The sequence below is a fragment of the Lancefieldella rimae ATCC 49626 genome (genome assembly GCF_000174015.1).
In the GTDB taxonomy this organism is placed as follows: domain Bacteria; phylum Actinomycetota; class Coriobacteriia; order Coriobacteriales; family Atopobiaceae; genus Lancefieldella; species Lancefieldella rimae.
The window spans coordinates 158075-176338 of record NZ_ACFE01000003.1 but is presented as its reverse complement, the minus strand read 5'-3'; the positions used below and the strand labels follow the sequence as shown (position 1 = coordinate 176338).

15 protein-coding genes are annotated in these 18264 nt (G+C 45.7%); 10 read left to right on the top strand and 5 right to left on the bottom strand.

What is annotated here, in order from left to right; all coding sequences use genetic code 11:
* Window positions 1-9: 9 nt before the first annotated feature.
* Together ATORI0001_RS05840 and ATORI0001_RS05835 are read right to left on the bottom strand one after the other, a co-directional pair.
* Window positions 10-204: a hypothetical protein gene (locus tag ATORI0001_RS05840; protein ID WP_003149996.1), complete on the bottom strand. Its 195-nt coding sequence runs from the start codon at window positions 202-204 to the stop codon at window positions 10-12.
* Between the two features lie 14 nt (window positions 205-218).
* Window positions 219-1928, bottom strand: a complete 1710-nt coding sequence (locus ATORI0001_RS05835; RefSeq protein ID WP_003150018.1) for an LCP family protein — start codon at window positions 1926-1928, stop codon at window positions 219-221.
* A gap of 201 nt (window positions 1929-2129) precedes the next feature.
* On the opposite strand from ATORI0001_RS05835, the gene guaA reads away from it, so the two are divergent.
* Window positions 2130-3728, top strand: a complete 1599-nt coding sequence (guaA, locus tag ATORI0001_RS05830; protein WP_003149890.1) for a glutamine-hydrolyzing GMP synthase — start codon at window positions 2130-2132, stop codon at window positions 3726-3728.
* A gap of 241 nt (window positions 3729-3969) precedes the next feature.
* On the opposite strand, the gene ATORI0001_RS05825 is transcribed toward guaA, so the two are convergent.
* On the bottom strand, window positions 3970-6189 hold the full coding sequence (locus tag ATORI0001_RS05825; RefSeq protein ID WP_003150029.1) for a S8 family peptidase: 2220 nt from the start codon (window positions 6187-6189) through the stop codon (window positions 3970-3972).
* A complete protein-coding gene (locus ATORI0001_RS05820) occupies window positions 6182-7225 on the bottom strand; it encodes an ATP-binding protein (RefSeq protein ID WP_003149899.1) in 1044 nt (347 codons plus the stop codon). The genes ATORI0001_RS05825 and ATORI0001_RS05820 overlap by 8 nt, the downstream gene beginning before the upstream one ends.
* Window positions 7226-7489: 264 nt before the next feature.
* Here ATORI0001_RS05820 and ATORI0001_RS05815 point away from each other — a divergent pair, with 264 nt between their 5' ends.
* The 9 genes from ATORI0001_RS05815 to ATORI0001_RS08000 all read left to right on the top strand — a co-directional run bounded on the left by ATORI0001_RS05815 (window position 7490) and on the right by ATORI0001_RS08000 (window position 16035).
* Window positions 7490-7717, top strand: a complete 228-nt coding sequence (locus tag ATORI0001_RS05815) for a DUF2188 domain-containing protein (RefSeq protein WP_040324597.1) — start codon at window positions 7490-7492, stop codon at window positions 7715-7717.
* 631 nt (window positions 7718-8348) lie between these two features.
* A complete protein-coding gene (locus ATORI0001_RS05810; protein ID WP_003149980.1) occupies window positions 8349-8984 on the top strand; it encodes a type IV toxin-antitoxin system AbiEi family antitoxin domain-containing protein in 636 nt (211 codons plus the stop codon).
* Window positions 8981-9826 (top strand): nucleotidyl transferase AbiEii/AbiGii toxin family protein, encoded by an 846-nt coding sequence (locus ATORI0001_RS05805; protein WP_003149925.1) that lies wholly within the window; start codon window positions 8981-8983, stop codon window positions 9824-9826. The genes ATORI0001_RS05810 and ATORI0001_RS05805 overlap by 4 nt, the downstream gene beginning before the upstream one ends.
* 326 nt (window positions 9827-10152) lie before the next feature.
* Window positions 10153-10590 (top strand): DUF2442 domain-containing protein, encoded by a 438-nt coding sequence (locus tag ATORI0001_RS05800; RefSeq protein ID WP_003150102.1) that lies wholly within the window; start codon window positions 10153-10155, stop codon window positions 10588-10590.
* 132 nt (window positions 10591-10722) lie between these two features.
* On the top strand, window positions 10723-11046 hold the full coding sequence (locus ATORI0001_RS05795; protein WP_003149861.1) for a TfoX/Sxy family protein: 324 nt from the start codon (window positions 10723-10725) through the stop codon (window positions 11044-11046).
* 79 nt (window positions 11047-11125) lie between these two features.
* The gene (locus tag ATORI0001_RS05790) at window positions 11126-12334 is read left to right on the top strand and encodes an ATP-binding protein (protein WP_003149877.1); all 1209 of its coding nucleotides are present in this window, start codon (window positions 11126-11128) and stop codon (window positions 12332-12334) included.
* Between the two features lie 267 nt (window positions 12335-12601).
* Window positions 12602-13018 carry a hypothetical protein gene (locus ATORI0001_RS05785; RefSeq protein WP_040324639.1) on the top strand — a complete coding sequence of 139 codons (417 nt, stop codon included), beginning with the start codon at window positions 12602-12604 and terminating at the stop codon, window positions 13016-13018.
* 385 nt (window positions 13019-13403) lie between these two features.
* Complete coding sequence (locus ATORI0001_RS05780) at window positions 13404-14951, top strand: ATP-binding cassette domain-containing protein (RefSeq protein ID WP_003149997.1); 1548 nt, start codon at window positions 13404-13406, stop codon at window positions 14949-14951.
* Between the two features lie 154 nt (window positions 14952-15105).
* Window positions 15106-16035 (top strand): lipocalin-like domain-containing protein, encoded by a 930-nt coding sequence (locus ATORI0001_RS08000; RefSeq protein WP_003149840.1) that lies wholly within the window; start codon window positions 15106-15108, stop codon window positions 16033-16035.
* A gap of 178 nt (window positions 16036-16213) precedes the next feature.
* Here ATORI0001_RS08000 and ATORI0001_RS05770 read toward each other — a convergent pair whose 3' ends face one another.
* Window positions 16214-18004, bottom strand: a complete 1791-nt coding sequence (locus ATORI0001_RS05770; protein WP_003149716.1) for a GmrSD restriction endonuclease domain-containing protein — start codon at window positions 18002-18004, stop codon at window positions 16214-16216.
* Between the last annotated feature and the right edge of the window lie 260 nt (window positions 18005-18264).

Below are 18264 nucleotides of genomic sequence, written 5' to 3'. Positions count from 1 at the left end.
TAGTTTTGGCTACTGGATGAAGCGGTTTCCGGTAATCATCGAGTAGATACCGCCAACAAGAAGAATTGCCCACAAAAGGAGCCAAATAGGTTTTACCCTGATTGTCCAGCCTTTCTTTAAGGCAAGGGCGATGTAGATGGACTGTAGAACCAAGATGACTCCGGCAAGGATGGTAATGATCGGTGTCATATCAAGATTGCTCATATTTTGGTACTCCTTTACGTTATCTGTTCTGCTCCGAGAATAACGGTGATATCCACGTCAGTGGGATACGAACCGTCATTTGGTTTGATGGCGCTCGTGGGAATATTCAGTGTCTTCGCTACACCGTATGCCTTTGCGCGACCTTCTTTCGTGCCGTCGTAAATAATACTGGAAGAATCAAGATTTTCGTCTGAATTTTCGGCAAATGCATTATATCCCGCGGTTTTAAGAGCCGCTGCTTTTTGTGCCGCGAGGCCTTGCTTGTCGGTGCCATTCATAACGGCAACGTCACCGGTGTAGTCGGGCTTAATGGAAGACTCTGCGGAGGGATCGCCTGCAACGGTTCCGGTAACGCCGGTTGTTTCGTCGGTGTTTGCATCCTCAAGTGGAGGCAGGCCCTTCTCCACGCGGCTGAGCATTGTGCGCCAAGCGTCCTTGTCGACTATTTCATACCATACGCCATCAATGAGCTGAGACTCTGTGGGAGTACGCCCCGAATACATGTCCTCTGCGGTGTTGATGCCGCGGAACTGGAGGGCAAGCCCCACGATATCGGTGACACTCATATCGGTGGTAACGCTGTCGGCAATCTGTGATACCGCGGAAGCCATGGCGGCGGGATCAAGCTTCAGGACCTTTTTCGCAATGGCCATGAGAATCATACGCTGGTTGGCTGCGCGATAAAAATCTCCTCCACCATAGTCGTCGTATGCATGGCGACTGCGGCTGAGTCCGAGCGCCTGTTCGCCGTTTAAGGTCTGCTCACCGGCGGGGAGGTCAATGCCGGCGTATTGTACGTCTTTTACCGGCTGCGGAAGGTTGACGTCAACGCCACCGATGGAATCGACAATCTTGGTAAAAGATTCAAAGTCAACTTCGGCATAATGCGAGATATTGACGTTGGCGAATTTGGAAACCACTTTGACCATGTTCGCTGCACCGCCTAGTGAATAGGCAGCGTTTATTTTCTGCTTGCCGTCAGCTCCCATGTCAACCATGGTATCTCGGGGGATGGAAATGAGAGTGATCTTTTTATTCTTGGGGTCAACTCGCGCTAAGATAATGGTGTCTGCGCGAAAGTTTGAGGTGTCGCTGCCCCAATTTTCGGATCTGTCTTCGTCCTTGTCGACACCTAAGAGAAGCATATAAAACGGGTCGGAATCTTTGGCCTTTACCAGCGCGTTTTGGAGGTTGGCATCCAAGCCATTACGGAGCTTGGCATTTGTATCAAAAAGCCACCACAGAGCTACGGCGCTTGCCACAATTAACAGGGTTGCAAAGATGCCGAAAAAGATCTTAAGTTTGCGGTGTTTTTTAGATCCACGTCTTTTTTGAGCGTAAGCACTCACGCCCTCGGCCCGGCTTTTTGCATGCTGAGCAACGCCAATTCGTGCATGATGGGTATGCGTGGGCTCTGAAGACGGTGCGGCGTAGGCGCGTCGTGCCGTATGAGGCTCTGAGTCTTCAGTACTTCTCGCTTGCCAGTTGTCTTGTGCGTTGGTGTTGCCAATTAAAGGCTCACGAGTAAACGGGGAATCAAAGGTGCCTTGGGCTTCGCGAGCAGAAGCGACGCTTGCTTGCCGCGCATTGCCGAGCGTTTGCGGAGTCGTCGATGGCTCAGCCCTGGTAAAAGCATCCATATCAGCGTGGTTGGCATGTATACCAGCCGCGTCCTCATCGAAGTCGCGCATGTGTTTGGACTTCTTTGAAAACCACTTGGCCACGGGGACTCCTTTGCGTGTAGTGTTCATTTTGCCCGATGGTTGGCCTATCACTATACGCCAAACTGTCGAAAAATCATATGCAGAGACGTTTTCTTGTGAGGAATATCGTACAGGAAATGTATCATGGAAAGGCACAACAAGTTGCCAGTGCAGGGATTACGCTGGCGAGAAGCCCGGCGTTGCCGGAGAAGCGGAGATTTCATGAATGAGGCAAGGCCCCAGCAGTTTGTTGCCGTGCTTGATTTTGGCGCCCAGTATGGGCAATTGATTGCGCGTCGTGTGCGTGATTTACACGTGTACTCCGAGATTGTTCCGTGTGATATTTCTGCCGATGAGCTGGGTGCTATGAAGCCCTCGGCGTTGATTTTGTCCGGAGGTCCTGCTTCCGTCTATGCCGAGGACGCTCCGCATATCGATCCGAACGTGCTAGCACTTGACGTGCCGGTCTTTGGTTTTTGCTACGGCCATCAGATCATTGCGGCAACGTTAGGTGGAGAGGTTGGACACACCGAGAAGGGCGAGTATGGACCGGCGCGTCTGTCGCTTAACGAGGCTGGTTCACGCAGCAAGATCTTTGACCGTACTCCTGACAAGCAGACCGTGTGGATGAGCCATCGCGATGCGGTCTCATCTGTGCCCGAGGGCTTTATCGTAACCGCTTCCACCGACGTTTGTCCCGTGGCAGCCATGGAGGATCCTGCACGCCGGCTGTATACCACGCAATTTCACCCTGAGGTCAATCACACCGAGTTTGGCTCTCAGATGCTTTCCAACTTCCTCTTTGATATCTGCGGCCTTGAGCCGACGTGGACCATGGACAACATCATTGAGCAGAAGGTGGCAGAGATTCGTCAGAAGGTGGGTAACGGTCGCGTCATTTTGGCGCTTTCCGGTGGCGTTGACTCTTCCGTTGTTGCGGCTCTTGTCCACCGTGCCATCGGCGACCAGCTGACTTGTGTCTTTGTGAACCACGGTATGCTCCGTAAGGGTGAACCGGAGATGGTTGAGCAGGTCTTCCGCACGCAGTTCAACGTGCCGCTGGTGCACGTGCACGCAGAGGAGCGCTATGCAAAGCTGCTTGCCGGAGTGACCGAGCCGGAGCAGAAACGGCGACTCATTGGCACCGAGTTTTGGAAGGTCTTCTTTGAGGAGGCTCAGAAGCTGGACGGCGTTCAGTTCTTGGCGCAGGGGACCATTTACCCTGACATTATTGAATCCGGTGCCCGGAAGACGGGTGGCAAGGCTTCGACCATCAAGAGCCACCACAACCTGATTCCATTCCCCGAAGGCGTTCACTTTGATTTGATTGAACCTCTCGATCACTTCTTCAAGGACGAGGTTCGTGAGCTGGGCGTGTCTCTTGGCTTGCCAGAGAACCTTGTATACAGGCAACCATTCCCAGGTCCCGGTCTTGCCATCCGCATCATTGGCGAGGTAACGCCTGAGAAACTGGAGATCTTGCGCAACGCCGATGCCATTGTGCGAGAAGAGATTGATGCTTATAATGCGCGCCTGTTCAAAGAAACGGGCGAGCGCAACTCCGCACACAGCGTCTGGCAGTACTTTGCCGTGCTACCCGATATCCGCAGCGTGGGTGTTATGGGCGATGAGCGCACGTATGCCCGTCCGGTGATTCTGCGTGCGGTTGAGTCGAGTGATGCCATGACTGCGGACTGGGCAAAGCTGCCGTATGAGCTCTTGGGTCGTATTTCTTCTCGCGTTGTTGGTGAGGTTGCCGGTGTGAACCGCGTTGCGTATGACATCACGCCAAAGCCGCCCGCGACCATTGAGTGGGAATAAAGCCTAAGAAGGTTTCGAATTGAATGAAACCCAGCCGGCCTAGGGTTTCATTCAATTCACTATAAGACTTCAACTCCTCAGTATTGCTGGCAACTTGCTAATTGCCTTCAAACTTTTCTCGCTTTATTGAGAACAGAATCTCTCTACAATTCTTTTGGCACTTAAGGCTGATTATCAGCTGCTTTTTCTATATTCTCTAATTGTTTTCCTCTACTCAAACTTGCTGCAGAACTCGCTCTTTTCATTCAAATTCTATTTCTAGTTCTGCTTCATTGAAGATATTTACCTGGGTTTCGATATTAATTTTATTGACAATCCAAGCACGGAAAGAGCATCGTTGGATGAATTCATCAATACGATTTACGCCGTCAATTGCATGTAGTGTCACAACGAGTCCGAAGCGCATGTTCTCTCCAAAACTCTTGTCAAGTCGCTCTTTGGTTTTTAGACTGATGCCCCACAACCCATTCTCGTAGCTCTTCTTTCCTCGTCCTCTGGGATTAATTTCCTCCGCAATATGCTTGATGTTGTCCCATTTACGGAAGAACTTTCTCGCTTCTTCTTCGTAGGTAAAAGACCCTTCAAGATCTTGAATATTGTTGTCGATAGGTTTAATTTTTTCACCATTTAAGCGTCCAAACGTTATAGAAATTTCCGTATTTGTGTAATCAACTCCCTGGCTTCGTTCGCAATGCGGAAAGTAGCAAAGTGTTGCCTTTGCATAATAAGGATGTTTGTCATGGACGACTGGCACTGGAATGTTATGTGTATATGTGTCAAACAATTCAGATGTCCCACTTATGACGAACTTAATTTCATTGTCTGAAGTCGAGAGAATATCTTCGATTCGTTTTGGTACAGCTCCGTAACCGAGATAACGAGGATTTTCGCTTTGTTTCCAACTACTAGCTGAGTCAATAATCAATGCTTTTGCAATTTCTCTACTGAACCCGACGATGTGAATCAAATAAGCCAACTTTCTTGATATCCACGGAGCGGCGAACGAAGTTCCCGAAACCAGCGCTGTTCTATCTGGTTCCTGACAGACGCATATAGGCTGATCTTTATCACCGCCGTAGTAGCAGACATCTGGCTTTCCGAAAAACGAGAGCACCGGTCCTTTTCTTGAGTAGGAGCAAGGAGAGCCATCCATTCTCACGGAGTTTACGACAAGAGAGTTGATGGAGTCAGCAGGTGCCCCAATCCTTTTTTCCTTTGAATATTTTTTGTCGTTTGTGCCAGCAATCACAAAAATCACATCGTGCTCTACCTGGATTCTGTCAAGAGCGGAAGCTTCTACAGAGACAAAATTTTCTGGACATTCAAGGAATGATCCGAGTGACAGGTTCCAAACTTTAATTTCAGGAAATTTGATGACAGCTTTTTCGATTTCTCGAACAATCGTGAAGGAGCTAAACTTTCTATCTACTGTGATGCCGACGTGACGGACACGAAAACGTCCACATCCATCATCCATCTCTGGATTTAAGGAAGGACCATCTACGATGATAGAGCTCACTGCAGTCCCATGAGAATAATCACTAGGTACTATAAGTTCAGAGTCAACCTCCACAGTTGCCTTAACCCAATCAGAAAAGTAAACATTGTTGTTAAATGGGGTATCGAGCACACCAATCCATGGTTCACTGCTTGGTAATGGAATCGTTCCGCGGTCGTTTTCAATTCCCATAATTTCGTCATGTGGAATCTCGTTCATATCTTTTATTGCCATTGCAATTAACTGAGGTGCAGTATTGTAGAGAAGTTTGTACTGATCGGGAGTTAAAAGGTAAGTCGATTCATCATAGGTACGAAGATTTAGTTCTGATATTCCAATTTCTCTTAGGAATTCTGTATTGTTAATACCCGTTCCCTTATACAAGGTAACCATAGACGGTTCTTCAATCGATTCCTCAGGGACGTTTAGTTCAAAACATTCAATATGACATACGTCAACGACAAGTCTAGAGAAAGCGCTCCGGGACAAGGGCAAATGATTGAAAGAAGTCTTCTGCTCATTAATCTTTTTCAACTGCTCCGAGGTGACCTCTCCTCCACAAAGTTTATCAATGCAAAGGGCAAGGTTATACAAATCTTTGATAGCAGCTTTGAGAGAGTGTTTGCTTACACAATGAGTAATTACATGCTGTCTAAATTTGCCATTGTCATAAAATCTTACTCCGACGATAGTGTTATTAGATGAACTTGATTCTGATTCGGATAGTAGTCTTCTCACACGGCCGCTTTTCGCAATGATTCTCTCATATCGAATTGCAATAAGGGGTTTGTAATCGTGTTTGAAACCCTCCCAGTATTCCTGTATTTGAGCAAGAGAATTTCTAAGAGTCTTCACTTTTTTTGAAGATACAGTTTTTCGGGTGGGGAGCGATGGCGGACCAGGGCGCGACGAGTTTCGTTTTTGGTTAAAGGTACCTCGTAATTGTAGAATTGCATTACTCATCGTTTCCTCCATTCAACTGTCTAGAGAGCGTACTCTTAGAAATACCTGTGAGCTTCTCCATTTCCCTGATTGTAAATCCTTGTTTTTTCAATATGTCAATATCTATGGTCGCGGAATTTGCGAATTGTTTGTATAGGCGCTTGAGGTAGTCGTATTCGTTTTCTGGATCAGAAAAAGCTATAGCAGATTTAATTATATTCTTTAGGTCGCCTGGAAAAGGGAGGCAGTCAGATAGTGAAAGAATCTTTTTAAAAAGTCTCATGTCCCTACCAACATTTTTGAACTTTGCAAGTAGTTCGATTGTGATGGTTTCTGCAATTTCGATAAGGTCGTCCTGTGAATATCTATCAAAACTCACGCATGCGTCAAACCTTCTGACCAAAGCTCTATCGAAAGCATCGAAGAGATTGGTAGTTGCGATGAGGGCAATGGAGTCATCCAGCCGATCGAGTTCACGTAGGAGGATGGAGGTGGCTCGGCTCATCTCGCGAACGTCGTTGTTGCTGCTTCTATCTAGTGCAAGCGCATCTATCTCATCGAACAATACGATAACCTTTTCCGGGTGCCTAAAACTGGAAATCTCGGAGAATAAAGCGTCGATATTCTTTCCGGTTTGACCAAGCTTGCTATCTATGAGCAGGTCAAAGTCAACCATGAACATATCCCTGTTCAAGATTCGCGCAATTTGTTTAGCAGCTTCGGTCTTGCCTGTGCCAGGAGGTCCCTGGAACAGAAATTTGTTTACTCCAACATTGCCGCGAATGGCATTGGTGATGCCTGAGATGTCCGAAGCGATGACTTCCGGCAAGGGCAACGCCGACACTGCGGGACTTACCGCGCTCAGGAAGCATGGAGCCTCGTCCATCTGAGGGATAAAAGTGTTGACATCGGAGAGAAGAGCCATGATGTATTCGGAGAGCTGTGCATCACCAGCCTTGTCGAATTCCTGCGCGATAGCGAGAGCCTCGGCGCGAAATGCCGGCTCATTTCTCTCCGAATGGTATCGAATCAGATTGATCACGTTTCTTTTCTTCACGGCTTCCTCCTATTTCTTTCTAATTCGAATTGTACAATATGGGACACATATTTACAATATTGAGACACATAAGACTTGACTTTATATATCGAAGGATGTATCTTCATCCTGAGCGATGGTGAGCTGATAGCGTTAAACGTTATTCAGTCGTCAAAAACAAAGCCCCGTGGCAGCGGGGCTCCAGCAGTCTATTGTCGAACAAACGCAACTGACCGTTGCCATTATAAATCTGCTTTCGCGCAGAGGCAACAGGAAGGAGGCACTATGGCTTCCAAAAATCAACATGTAACACGGCGTTCCGACGGAACCTGGCAAGTCAAGACCGAGGGGGCGTCAAGGGCATACCGTGTAACCAACACCCAAGCCGAAGCAATTAGCATCGGTCGAAACGTCAGCCATAATCAAAATAGCGAACTCTACATTCATGGAGTTGACGGAAAGATTAGGGCACGCGACTCGCACGGAAATGATCCTTTTCCTCCTCGTGGGTAAATAGGCACAACGCTCCCATCGCTCGCCCTAGATGGCTTCTTCGTATTAGAGGAGGCCATTTTTACTCAAGGCTTTAGCCTGTTGAGCGTGAGTAACGCTCGAAACATAAAGCCACCCGCTATGCGGGTGGTTGTGATTATGGGTGTTAACTTGCAGAAATGCTCTTCACTCCACTGCGCTGGGGTGGCGCGTTGCTACTCCCTGCCAAGAGAAGCGACTAGATGCCAAAACATGCCAAAGCACGAAGAGTCTTTTCACCGCGTTTATAGCCGCACGCCTGTTTTGACCCAAGCCATGTTGTCAACTTTGTAGTCACCTTGCTTTTTCGGCCCCGAAAACCGGCATAGTAATGCGAGAGTGACGATTCTTTGTAATAGCTCTCTCATTGTGCGAAACAACCACTATCATGGAATCGTAGAAAGCGTACATGCTCGTCTGGGAGGTTTAATAGAAGGCGTAACGGAAAAAGATGTGCTTGTATATATACACAACCCCACCAGGATTCTTTTTCATTACATACGCCGCAAGTATCAGGCTGAAAATTGCAACCTTCAATTAATCGAAGAATCGAGATCCTCTCTTGCAGAAATATCCAATATTCAAATATGATAATATATACTATATTATCAGTATGATTGCTGTATATCTTACCATTGGAGGAAAAACGAAGAAGGACGACCTCATAGAGTTCATGCATGAAAGCGCCGGTCGCATCACCACCAAACAAGTGCGTGAGGCGGGCTTCTCATCGAGCATGTTGCAGCTGCTCGTCTCCCAGGGTGTAGCGATCAAGGAGAGCCGTGGGGTCTTCGCACTCGCGGATACACCGCTAGATGACTTTGCCGTCATCTCGCTTCGCTGGCCGAAGGTCGTCTTTCGTTGCAGTAGCTCGCTCTACCTCCACGGCATGACTGATATCGTGCCGGGTGTGTACGAGGTCTCGCTCCCCCGGGGATACAAGGAAGATGGCATAGTAGGGGAGTTCTCCAACTGCCTTGTCTCGCATGAGGGCAAGGGGCTCTATGGTCTGGGTGTGGTGCAAGGCGAGTCTCCCGCGGGTACACCGCTGCTGTTTCACGACCGCGAACGCAGCATCTGTGACCTTGTGATGGCGCGCAGACGCGGCGAGGCTGACACCCAACTTCTCGGACAGGCCATGAATGCGTACTTTGACTCTCCCGAGAAGGACTTGCCCCAGCTGATGCGCTATGCAAAGGTCATGAACGCAACCGCAGAGATTCAGATGTACTTGGAGGTGCTGTCATGACAATCCTCAGCGATGCAAGCCTGAGAGGTAAAGCGAAGACTCTGGCAAAGGAGCACGGCCTTTCAGCCCAGGAGATCATGCAACGCTATTTCTTCGAGCATCTTCTTATGAGACTAGAGAGGACGCAGTACCGTGAACACTTCGTCATCAAGGGAGGGCTGCTTCTTTCCTCGATGATGGGTGTGGTCCAGCGCACCACCATGGATTTAGATGCGACTATTAGAGCTCTGACGGTGAGTGAAGAGACAGTTGCGGCTGCCATGCGAGATATTTGTTCCATCAACCTGGGAGATGGGATTACCTTTGCGTTCGAGCGAGTAGAGCCCATCCGCAAGGACGACGACTACGGCGGATTGCGTGCGCATCTGACTGCGACATTCGGGCGTATGAGGACGCCATTGAAGGTTGATGTCACGACGGGTGACGTCATCATCCCGAGGGAGATTGAATACCAGTTCCCCACCCTGTTCGGGGAGGGATCGATTCATTTGATATCGTATCCGTTAGAGACGTGTATCGCAGAGAAGTTCGAGGCGGTAGTGAAGCGTGGTGTCGCTACCACGCGTGCCCGAGATCTGTACGACCTCGCCACGCTCGTAAGACTATACGAACAGACGATTGACTGGGAGACGCTGCGGGAGGCTGTACAGCGGACATCTGAGCATCGCGGTTCTTCAGACATTATGAAAGACTATGAGCTTGTTAGTCGAGAGATTGAAGGCTCCGATGTAATTGCCCGCATATGGAGCGCATATACGCGTCTGAATCCATATGCCTCCGCGGTCTCAGTGGTGGATGCCATGGACGCTGTTCGCATAATCGGGGAAAGAGCCAACCTCTGAGGAGCGCATGCGATTAGCGAGGTTTTGTTGCGACGAGGCATGTGAATTTGGAACTCATCTACTCGCGACGATGAAGCTTCACCATAAACAATAGGTATGTAGTCATCCGATGAGCTGAAAGCATCATTTCACCAGCTCATTCATCCTGTTGAGTACATGAAAACGGGCTACGCGATGATCGAGTGGGAGTAGTTGCAACTTAAAATCTCCGCTATTAACATTTTTACGTCTTTATTTTATCCAGTTTGTAGGTGAACAAAGTAGCAACGGGATGGGAGATACAGGAATTCAAGAAGCTCGATCCGCTTGACTAAAGGAGGCGCACTATGAAATTCCATAAGGTAAAGGATGTCTCTGCTTTGGCTGACCTAAAGTTGAGTGTTCAGTTTACCAACGGCACTACAAAAATCTACGATGTGTCTCCACTTATGCAGCGTTTTTCTGCCTTCAGAATACTGGAAGACAAGACTCTGTTCAGAGACGTAAAGGTGGACCAAGGAGGCTATGGTATTGTCTGGAATGACGACCTTGACCTCTCTTGTGATGAGCTGTGGGAAAACGGCGCGGAGGTGACAACGCCTTTCGACGGACTTATATCGTTCTCGGATGCTAGTGAGCTCTGGGACTTGAGCGAATCCACGCTGCGTAAGGCCGTTGCGTACGGTAAGATAGTTCCGGGTGTGGACGCCTGCAAGTATGGGAAACAGTGGATCGTTAACCGCGACGCTGTGTTGCGCGAGTATGGTGATCCGGTCGGTGTATAACTCATGACCTTGCAGGTTTTAAGCGTTGAGTCCGATTGACGAATGCATCCGTCTGGTACTTGGGGAGAAGCATCTGCTAAGACTGCTTCGGCTGAGTCGTGCAAATTCAAATTTGATGGGAGCGCAATCAAGGTGAATGAATTCAATGAATATGTTCGTGAAGTCTTTTCTGTAGCAGGCGATATCGTTATACGATCCATGATGGGCGGATATCTTGTGTATCTTAATGGCAAGTTGATAGGCGATATTGGCGATAATGAACTGTTTTTGAAGAGAACTCCTACATCGGATAGGCTACTTGCTGATTCAGAATTGCGTTATCCGTATGAAGGCTCAAAGACACTAATGCATGTATTTGATAGATTTGAAGATACGGCGCTTGTTCTGGAACTTCTGGATGGTATGTATGCTGAGCTTCCGGAAAAGAAACCCGCGAAAGCCAGAAGAGAAAGATAAATTTGGGAATATAATTCCCAAATTTGACAACATTGAATACCAATGAGAAAACGACCTCCTGTTGCTGGGAGGTCCTTGTATGTATATAAAGCGTGAAATTGAACCAACGATTGACGCAATGCTAAAGCAGGGAAAAGTTGTGCTTGTGACCGGTGCTCGCCAGGTTGGAAAGACAACCGTACTCAAACAGCATCTCGGTAATGACTTTAACTATGTTTCGATGGAAAATCCCAGGGACTATCTTCTTGCCAAAGAGGACGCTGTTCTCTTTTTCGAATCAAAGACCCTTCCGCTTATTATTGATGAAGTGCAGCGCGTGCCAGAGCTCTTCTCGCCGATAAAATGGATCGTTGATCAATCGGAGGAAAAGGGTCGCATTGTACTTACCGGTTTGCAAACATATCATCTTATGAAGGGTGTGAGCGAGTCCCTAGCTGGAAGGATACGGATTTTAGAGATGCCCGGTTTGAGTCTGAGGGAACTCTCCGGTAATTCTTCCAACCCCCATCCTTATATCCCAGAAGTGATGGCCGATTCTTTGAATTCGCCCTTGACGGACGTTTGGAACTTAATTCATCGGGGTTCGATGCCAGAGCTGCAAGATCCCAATATTGATTGGGATCTCTTCTACACTGACTGCGTGGCTACCTATCTTGAGCGCGATGTTCGCGAACTTGTTAGCGTAAAGAACGAAGCAAAGTTTTACAGCTTTATGGTTGCATGTGCAGCAAGGACCGGTCAGCTTCTGAATGCCTCTGATATTGCAAACGCCGTCGACGTGGATCATAAGACGGTCAAAGCTTGGCTCTCAGTTCTTCAGGCTTCCAATATCGTGCGCGTTATCGAACCGTTTTGGCCAAATATCGACAAGCGTCTGACGAAGACCCCGAAGATTTTTTTCATGGATACCGGTCTCGTATGTCATCTAACCAGATGGACGACACCTGATCAGTTGCGAAATGGCGCAGCAGCAGGTCACATCTTTGAGACGTTTGTCGTCTCCGAGATTCTTAAAAGCTTTATGAACTCAGGAAAAAGTCTGCACGATGTCTGGTTCTATCGCGATGCCAAGAAAAGAGAAATTGACCTCGTTATTCGAGATGGGCATATTCTACATCCTGTTGAGGTAAAGGTATCAGCGACAGTGAGAAAGGATGCTGTGAAGAATTTTGTCTGCCTTGAAAACCTTCCCGGTTATGAGGTAGGCTTTGGTCATGTTGTTTGCCAAACTTCAGAGCCATACCTCATCGCACGAACCGTTCAGGCAGTTCCCGTTTGGGGAATCTAATTTTTGCCAAGGTGAAATATTGCTCTGTAATTTTAGGCAGGAAGTGTATACCTGCGCTCAAGTCTTTTATGGTGATAGGCGATAAGAACGTTGGGAAGCAGAAGAATAGACTATGACTGCGTCAAAGATTTTAATACTTGAATACACAACAAATCACTGGTAAACGCGCTGCATAGTGTCCGCAATCACTACTTTATGATTTTGGCGTAAGGCTTTTATAGAAGTGGTGATTGGTAAATTATAATGTAATAAGGGGGGGTGCTACATTTGGATAAAAGAGCAATAGAAATTAGTTCCATTGAAATTATGGCAATCTTGGGATTGTTGATTTGGCTGATAACAATACTTTTAAGACACTATTATTCAATCAATTCAGTTGTACCTATATTTTATTTTACACCCAGTTTTGGAGGGGCGTGGATTGCAACAGCCATGTTAAAACAGCTCTTTAGTCCAGTATTTGGTGAAAGTAAGGCCTTCTCAAATATTGAATTTTCTAAGAAAGTGCTGTTTTGTATATGTGTTTCTGTCATATTCATGTCTTTTATTAACGAGCTATTGCCATGTATTAATACGAGTGCAGTATTTGATTTATACGATGTACTTGCTACGATACTGGCAGAAATCATAGCTTTTAGCATCCCTGTCATTCGGAAAGAAAAGATTTTAATAGAGAATCGTTGATGCTGAGAGATTTGGTGAAACGCGTGATGAAGGTCCTGTTGTCGGATAGATCTCAGATACACGAACCAATAGATGGGCTTCTCGCCCTATCAAGGCTTTCTTGTCTTAATGCGTTTCCAAAGCTACTATGGTTTTAACAGTCTGCCGGAGCCTTTGGCAAGCGCCGGTACGAGAAGGGATCAGGTGCATGAAGAACTAGCGATACTCATAAACCCGAATACACGTAACGTCGCCGACGGCTATTACGGGTGCAGCATCGCTTATTCATGTCTTAACACACGCTAAATAACGATATCTTTGCAGTTAGATATATTCAAAGGTAGATACAGTTGAAGCTCATAATTTGCATGCTGCTCCGCATAGCCTTCGGCAGAACCGAGGTAACATGCAGCTTAATCTATCGAATATTGAATATACCTATCCGTTGGCAGTTGAACCTACTATACGCAATGTGACCGCTACGCTTCCTGCAGGCTGGACTGGTTTTGTCGGCGATAACGGCTCCGGAAAAACAACACTTGCACGTGTTGTGTGCGGCTTTCTGCAGCCTGATGTGGGAGTTGTGAGTCCTTCGCTTTTCTCGACATATTGCGCTCAAAGCACAGAGGAACCTCCGGGCAATCTCGAAGACTTTGCTGTGGCCTACGATCGGGCGGCGATAAAGTTGAGAAATGAGTTGTCCATAGAAGACGAGTGGCCTTGGCGGTATAACACGCTCTCGTGCGGACAGCAGAAGCGACTCCAGGTTGCGTGTGCGTTGTGGTCCGCTCCCGATGTGCTTGTTGTTGATGAGCCCACCAACCATGTAGACGCATCCACTCGGCATGCTTTGTTTACAGCGTTGTCAAAGTTCAAAGGCATTGGAGTACTCATTTCGCATGACCGAGTACTTCTCGACGCACTTTGTTCGCAATGTCTGTTCATAGCAAACGGTACAGCTACCATGCGGCCCGGCGGATATTCACAGGCATTCTCTCAGGTCGCTTTAGAGCGTTCAAGCGCAATTCATGCTCGAGAAATAGCACAAAAAGAAAAGGTACGAACAGAGCGAGAAGCTCAGCGCCGTCGAGAAGAGGCGTCTCGGGTGCAAGCGCGTAGGAGCGGGAAGGGCATTACGAAAAACGATAGCGATGCGAGAGCAAAAAGGCGCCACTACATTATTTCCGGTCAAGACGGGAAGGCAGGCAAATTGTCCGCTCGTATGCAGAGCAGACTTGGAAAAGCTGAGGATGACGTTGCTGACAGTAAGGTTGAAAAACGATATGACGCTCACGTGTGGCTTAACGCCGAGCCGAGTAAGCGAGAGGTCCTTTTTAGGATGGGACCCGGTCGTATTGCCGTTGGTGAATCTTTGCTCAGCTTGCCGGCACTCTTTATTGGAAATACAGATCATATTGGACTTGTTGGAGACAATGGATCTGGTAAGACTACTTTGGTTAAGAAAATTATCGCGAGCATTTCCGCTGATACAAGCCTTATTAACACGAGTCTCATGGACGCAACCTCTGCAAATACGGGTTGCGCCGATACAAAGGTACTGTATATTCCTCAGGAACCGGATATGCTGCAGAAAGAAAAAACGTTGAAGAAGATGAGAGAGCTTTCAAGTGCCCAGCGTGGGCAAGTGCTTTCCATTGTGGCGCAGCTCAACTCAGATCCAGATTGTATTCTTGAGGGAGATACCGTAAGTCCAGGTGAAATGAGAAAGCTCATGCTTGCGTTAGGGATTTTGGAATCACCCGAACTTCTTGTGATGGATGAGCCAACGAATTATCTTGACCTTGGATCCACAGAGGCTCTTGAGCGACTGCTGTCCGTATATCCAGGAGCGCTTTTACTTGTTTCACATGATGCATCATTGGTGAGTTCGGCTACGTCCATAACCTGGAGAATACAAAAGTCAGAGGATGGCTACAAGCTTGTAGTGAATTAGCGTGTTGTCGTATGTCGTAACATACTTCGCGAAGATATGAACGGAGATATGGAGAATCTAAAATTTTCTGATTTATTAAATTTTGTTGTAACATATTAATTTGTTAGAAACTTATATTTTTTGCTTTGACACTGCACCCCTGAAAGGATGTTCTATGAAAAAGCGTCAAATGCTGTTAGCGTGTGTACTTGCGTTGGTACTTTCTGTAACAGGAGTACTTGCTGCGTGTTCTTCAGAAAACAAGGGAGCTGCCAAGGAAAACAAAAGTTCAGCCGGACAGATTGTAGGCGTTTGGGAAGCATACGATATCTATGATCCTAAACAAGGCACCATGGCTGAGGAGGGATACTCTAAGATCAGCGAACAGTTCCAGGCAATATATGCTTTTAATTTTGCTGAGGATGGTACTGGCACGTTTATCCGCTTTGGGGTGCAGAAACCATTTACTTGGACTGCTGACGGTGATGGTAAAATTACGGTTACCCTTGAAGGAACTGCAGGTACTTTTACAGGCAGCATCAATACAAGTACAGGTAGGTTAAGACTTAAGGGTTCGGATGAAACGGATGCTGAGCTTAAGCAAGTTTCAAAAACCGCAGGAGACTACTCAAGTGTTGCCTACGAACCTTTTGACCAGCTGACCAACAAGGGCACCATTCCCCATACGTCTACGTTTAATGACTTAAAAGAAAAGAAATTTGAAATAACTCGAGAGGTTAATAAGACTCTTATTGATACTGAAAAGTTACACATGAGCCTATATGCTGTTGCTCAGGTCCCGGGAACTTCTCAAGAGGGTTACGTTTTTGAGATTATCAATAAGTATTCAGATGTTCTCTATACAGAATTTTGGCTTGGCGACATAACGGGACCTCTCAATGCCAGCGGCAATACGTTTGTAGAGCCTGGCGAGAAATTCTATTTCTTTATACCTAATGTTTCAAAGACTCCAGGATCTCTTGTAGGAATTTCTAATCCAAAAGCCATTTTGACTACTGCTTATAACAGTGCAAAGGACGGTACTGTAACGGAACAAAAGCAGAAAACAGAGCTTGATTTGAACATTCCTCCTAAGTCTGAATAGTGAGCAATCACATTTATAAGCTTGGACTAGCTTCTCTTGCATGGCTCAAACAGCTTGTTGGAGTCTTTGGTAAGTGCCAGCAAGAGAAGGATTAGGTGCATGAAAAACTAGTGATCGGATAAAAGAAACGTGTTCAAGTTTTGAAGTACAGTTCAAAACCTGAGAACTGTGCCAATTATCAATGGCTACTTCTATTTTCAATAAAAGAAGTCAGCACTTGATCATAGGTTATCTCAGCCATTTGTTCCATTCGATTGGCAATCGTCTGATCGTTCCAGCTGGAACAATCTTGGTAAGTTCTTGTGAAGTCCTTAACAAAATCACTCTTTGAATCCTTGAATATTTTTATCTTTTCTTTAAAGTCCAAGGTATCCGCTTTTCCGTTGAGCGATCCTTCAATCATTAAAAGATTGCCAATTAAAATAGATGGAGATGTCCCATTGTCTGGCATTATATGTTCTACTGTTGGCTCCACTAAGGTATAGCCACTTGTATAGAAGTCAGACAACCTACGTAAAGCGTATTTTGCCTTCATATTTTCACTAGATTTAGTAGTTCTTTTCGAAGAATATATGAGTTTCTTATATCCAGCAATGAATTGATCTCTATCAGGATACTTTTCTGCTAGGTTAGCCCTTAACTTAGCTATTAGCTTCAGCGCCCTGTCTCTATCTGTAATTTTATGTAGCTCTCTAGCAAATGAAGAGAATTTCCCCGCATACCTATTGGCCCTGCCTGATGTAACAGATGTGTAAGCAAAGAGAAAATCCTCCAGTATGATGCCGACACTTTCGAGGTCTTTACGTTTAAGTATTGTTCTTTCATACGCATCGAATAAAGCAATCGAAACAATACGTGCTTGACGTATGCCCAATTCAGTATCAATGCGTTTCAAACTGTTTACAAAAGGTATATATGCTTTTTTATTCTTAAAGTATTTGAGATCTGGGTTAACGACTTGTTTGAGTAGGCTAGACGCTTTAACTAAACTCTCAAGAAACTCCTTGTAATCTTTTGTGTTCTTTTTTATTTCTTTTTTAAATGCATCGTACAGCTTATTCTCTGAAGTATTGTTATATCTAGAGCGCCAAAATAGATAATAAAAATCTGCCAATGACACCTGAGTTCCGGCCAAGTTGTTATGTAGTTCATTCCACATATTTGAAGCAAAATCAGAAGGCTCTGTTTCATTCAAAAGTTCAAAAAGTGCATTTTTAACCATATCAACGTTCGATAAAGGTTTTCCTTTGCTATTAAGACTCTCAAACAATCTATAACCTTCGCTTTGGCTGCTGACAACAATCGATATAAATTGAGTATTAAGAACTTGTTTACGTATTGCTTTTAAGATGTCACTATAATCGATTTTATTCAAATTACCTGAATTAAGTTGATTTGACAAATCACTCCTAACCCTCCTCTCTTCAAATGCCTTAAGAAAGAACTGATACGTATTATTAATTGTTTCTTCTTCCTCATTATTTGGTTGACATTGCTTCTCAATGGGAACTTTTCCTAGAGCGATGTTTTTTTGTTGAATTAAATCCGCGAAGTAGGGATCGCTAGTTTTTGTCCTAATAATACGTTGAGGGTCATCATCATCGTTAGATGGAAGTATGTAGTAATCGAAAATTCTACTTGCCTGTTTATTCATTCCAATGTCATTAAATGTTTTTGCAAGTGCTGAAAGAAGAATAGTGATTGTAGTAAGTCTTTGTTGACCATCTATTACATCAAGAAAGGAATCTTTATTATTTGCATCTTGAGGGGCAAACAACATATTTCCAAGGAAATAATTAGATACCATTAATTCGTCATTTTCTATCTGTAAACAATGATACATATCATTAAGATATTGCTTGTAATTCTTTTCCTCCCAAGAATATTCACGTTGAAATCTCGGTATTATTAAACGTGGTCTTGTACTAAAGAAATCATCAAACGACCACAATGACGGTTTAATATCCATGGTATCCCCTTATCGTCTATTTTGGTATATTGTATACATTAATAACACCTTAAAGATGCGTCATTAAATAGTAAGCGCTATACGTTTAATTTCTAGGAAAATCAACGTATTTATTTTTTTGTTAATCATTCTTATATGTTGTAGTGGCTATCCTCCGATATAGCCGGTGATTGCTACGACTAGAGCATTGTCCATTCAGAGTGTTCTATGGGTATCTCCGATGTTTGATCCGTGGTACTTTTTATAGATGCCCAATGCAT

What these genes read in the sequence shown, in the direction of transcription:
- ATORI0001_RS08000 (WP_003149840.1), top strand. Translation starts at nt 15,106, where the DNA reads ATGAAAAAGCGTCAAATGCTGTTAGCGTGTGTACTTGCGTTGGTACTT.
- ATORI0001_RS05790 (WP_003149877.1), top strand. Translation starts at nt 11,126, where the DNA reads ATGTATATAAAGCGTGAAATTGAACCAACGATTGACGCAATGCTAAAG.
- ATORI0001_RS05810 (WP_003149980.1), top strand. Translation starts at nt 8,349, where the DNA reads ATGATTGCTGTATATCTTACCATTGGAGGAAAAACGAAGAAGGACGAC.
- ATORI0001_RS05840 (WP_003149996.1), bottom strand. Translation starts at nt 204, where the DNA reads ATGAGCAATCTTGATATGACACCGATCATTACCATCCTTGCCGGAGTC.
- ATORI0001_RS05815 (WP_040324597.1), top strand. Translation starts at nt 7,490, where the DNA reads ATGGCTTCCAAAAATCAACATGTAACACGGCGTTCCGACGGAACCTGG.
- guaA (WP_003149890.1), top strand. Translation starts at nt 2,130, where the DNA reads ATGAATGAGGCAAGGCCCCAGCAGTTTGTTGCCGTGCTTGATTTTGGC.
- ATORI0001_RS05770 (WP_003149716.1), bottom strand. Translation starts at nt 18,004, where the DNA reads ATGGATATTAAACCGTCATTGTGGTCGTTTGATGATTTCTTTAGTACA.
- ATORI0001_RS05780 (WP_003149997.1), top strand. Translation starts at nt 13,404, where the DNA reads ATGCAGCTTAATCTATCGAATATTGAATATACCTATCCGTTGGCAGTT.
- ATORI0001_RS05805 (WP_003149925.1), top strand. Translation starts at nt 8,981, where the DNA reads ATGACAATCCTCAGCGATGCAAGCCTGAGAGGTAAAGCGAAGACTCTG.
- ATORI0001_RS05825 (WP_003150029.1), bottom strand. Translation starts at nt 6,189, where the DNA reads ATGAGTAATGCAATTCTACAATTACGAGGTACCTTTAACCAAAAACGA.
- ATORI0001_RS05800 (WP_003150102.1), top strand. Translation starts at nt 10,153, where the DNA reads ATGAAATTCCATAAGGTAAAGGATGTCTCTGCTTTGGCTGACCTAAAG.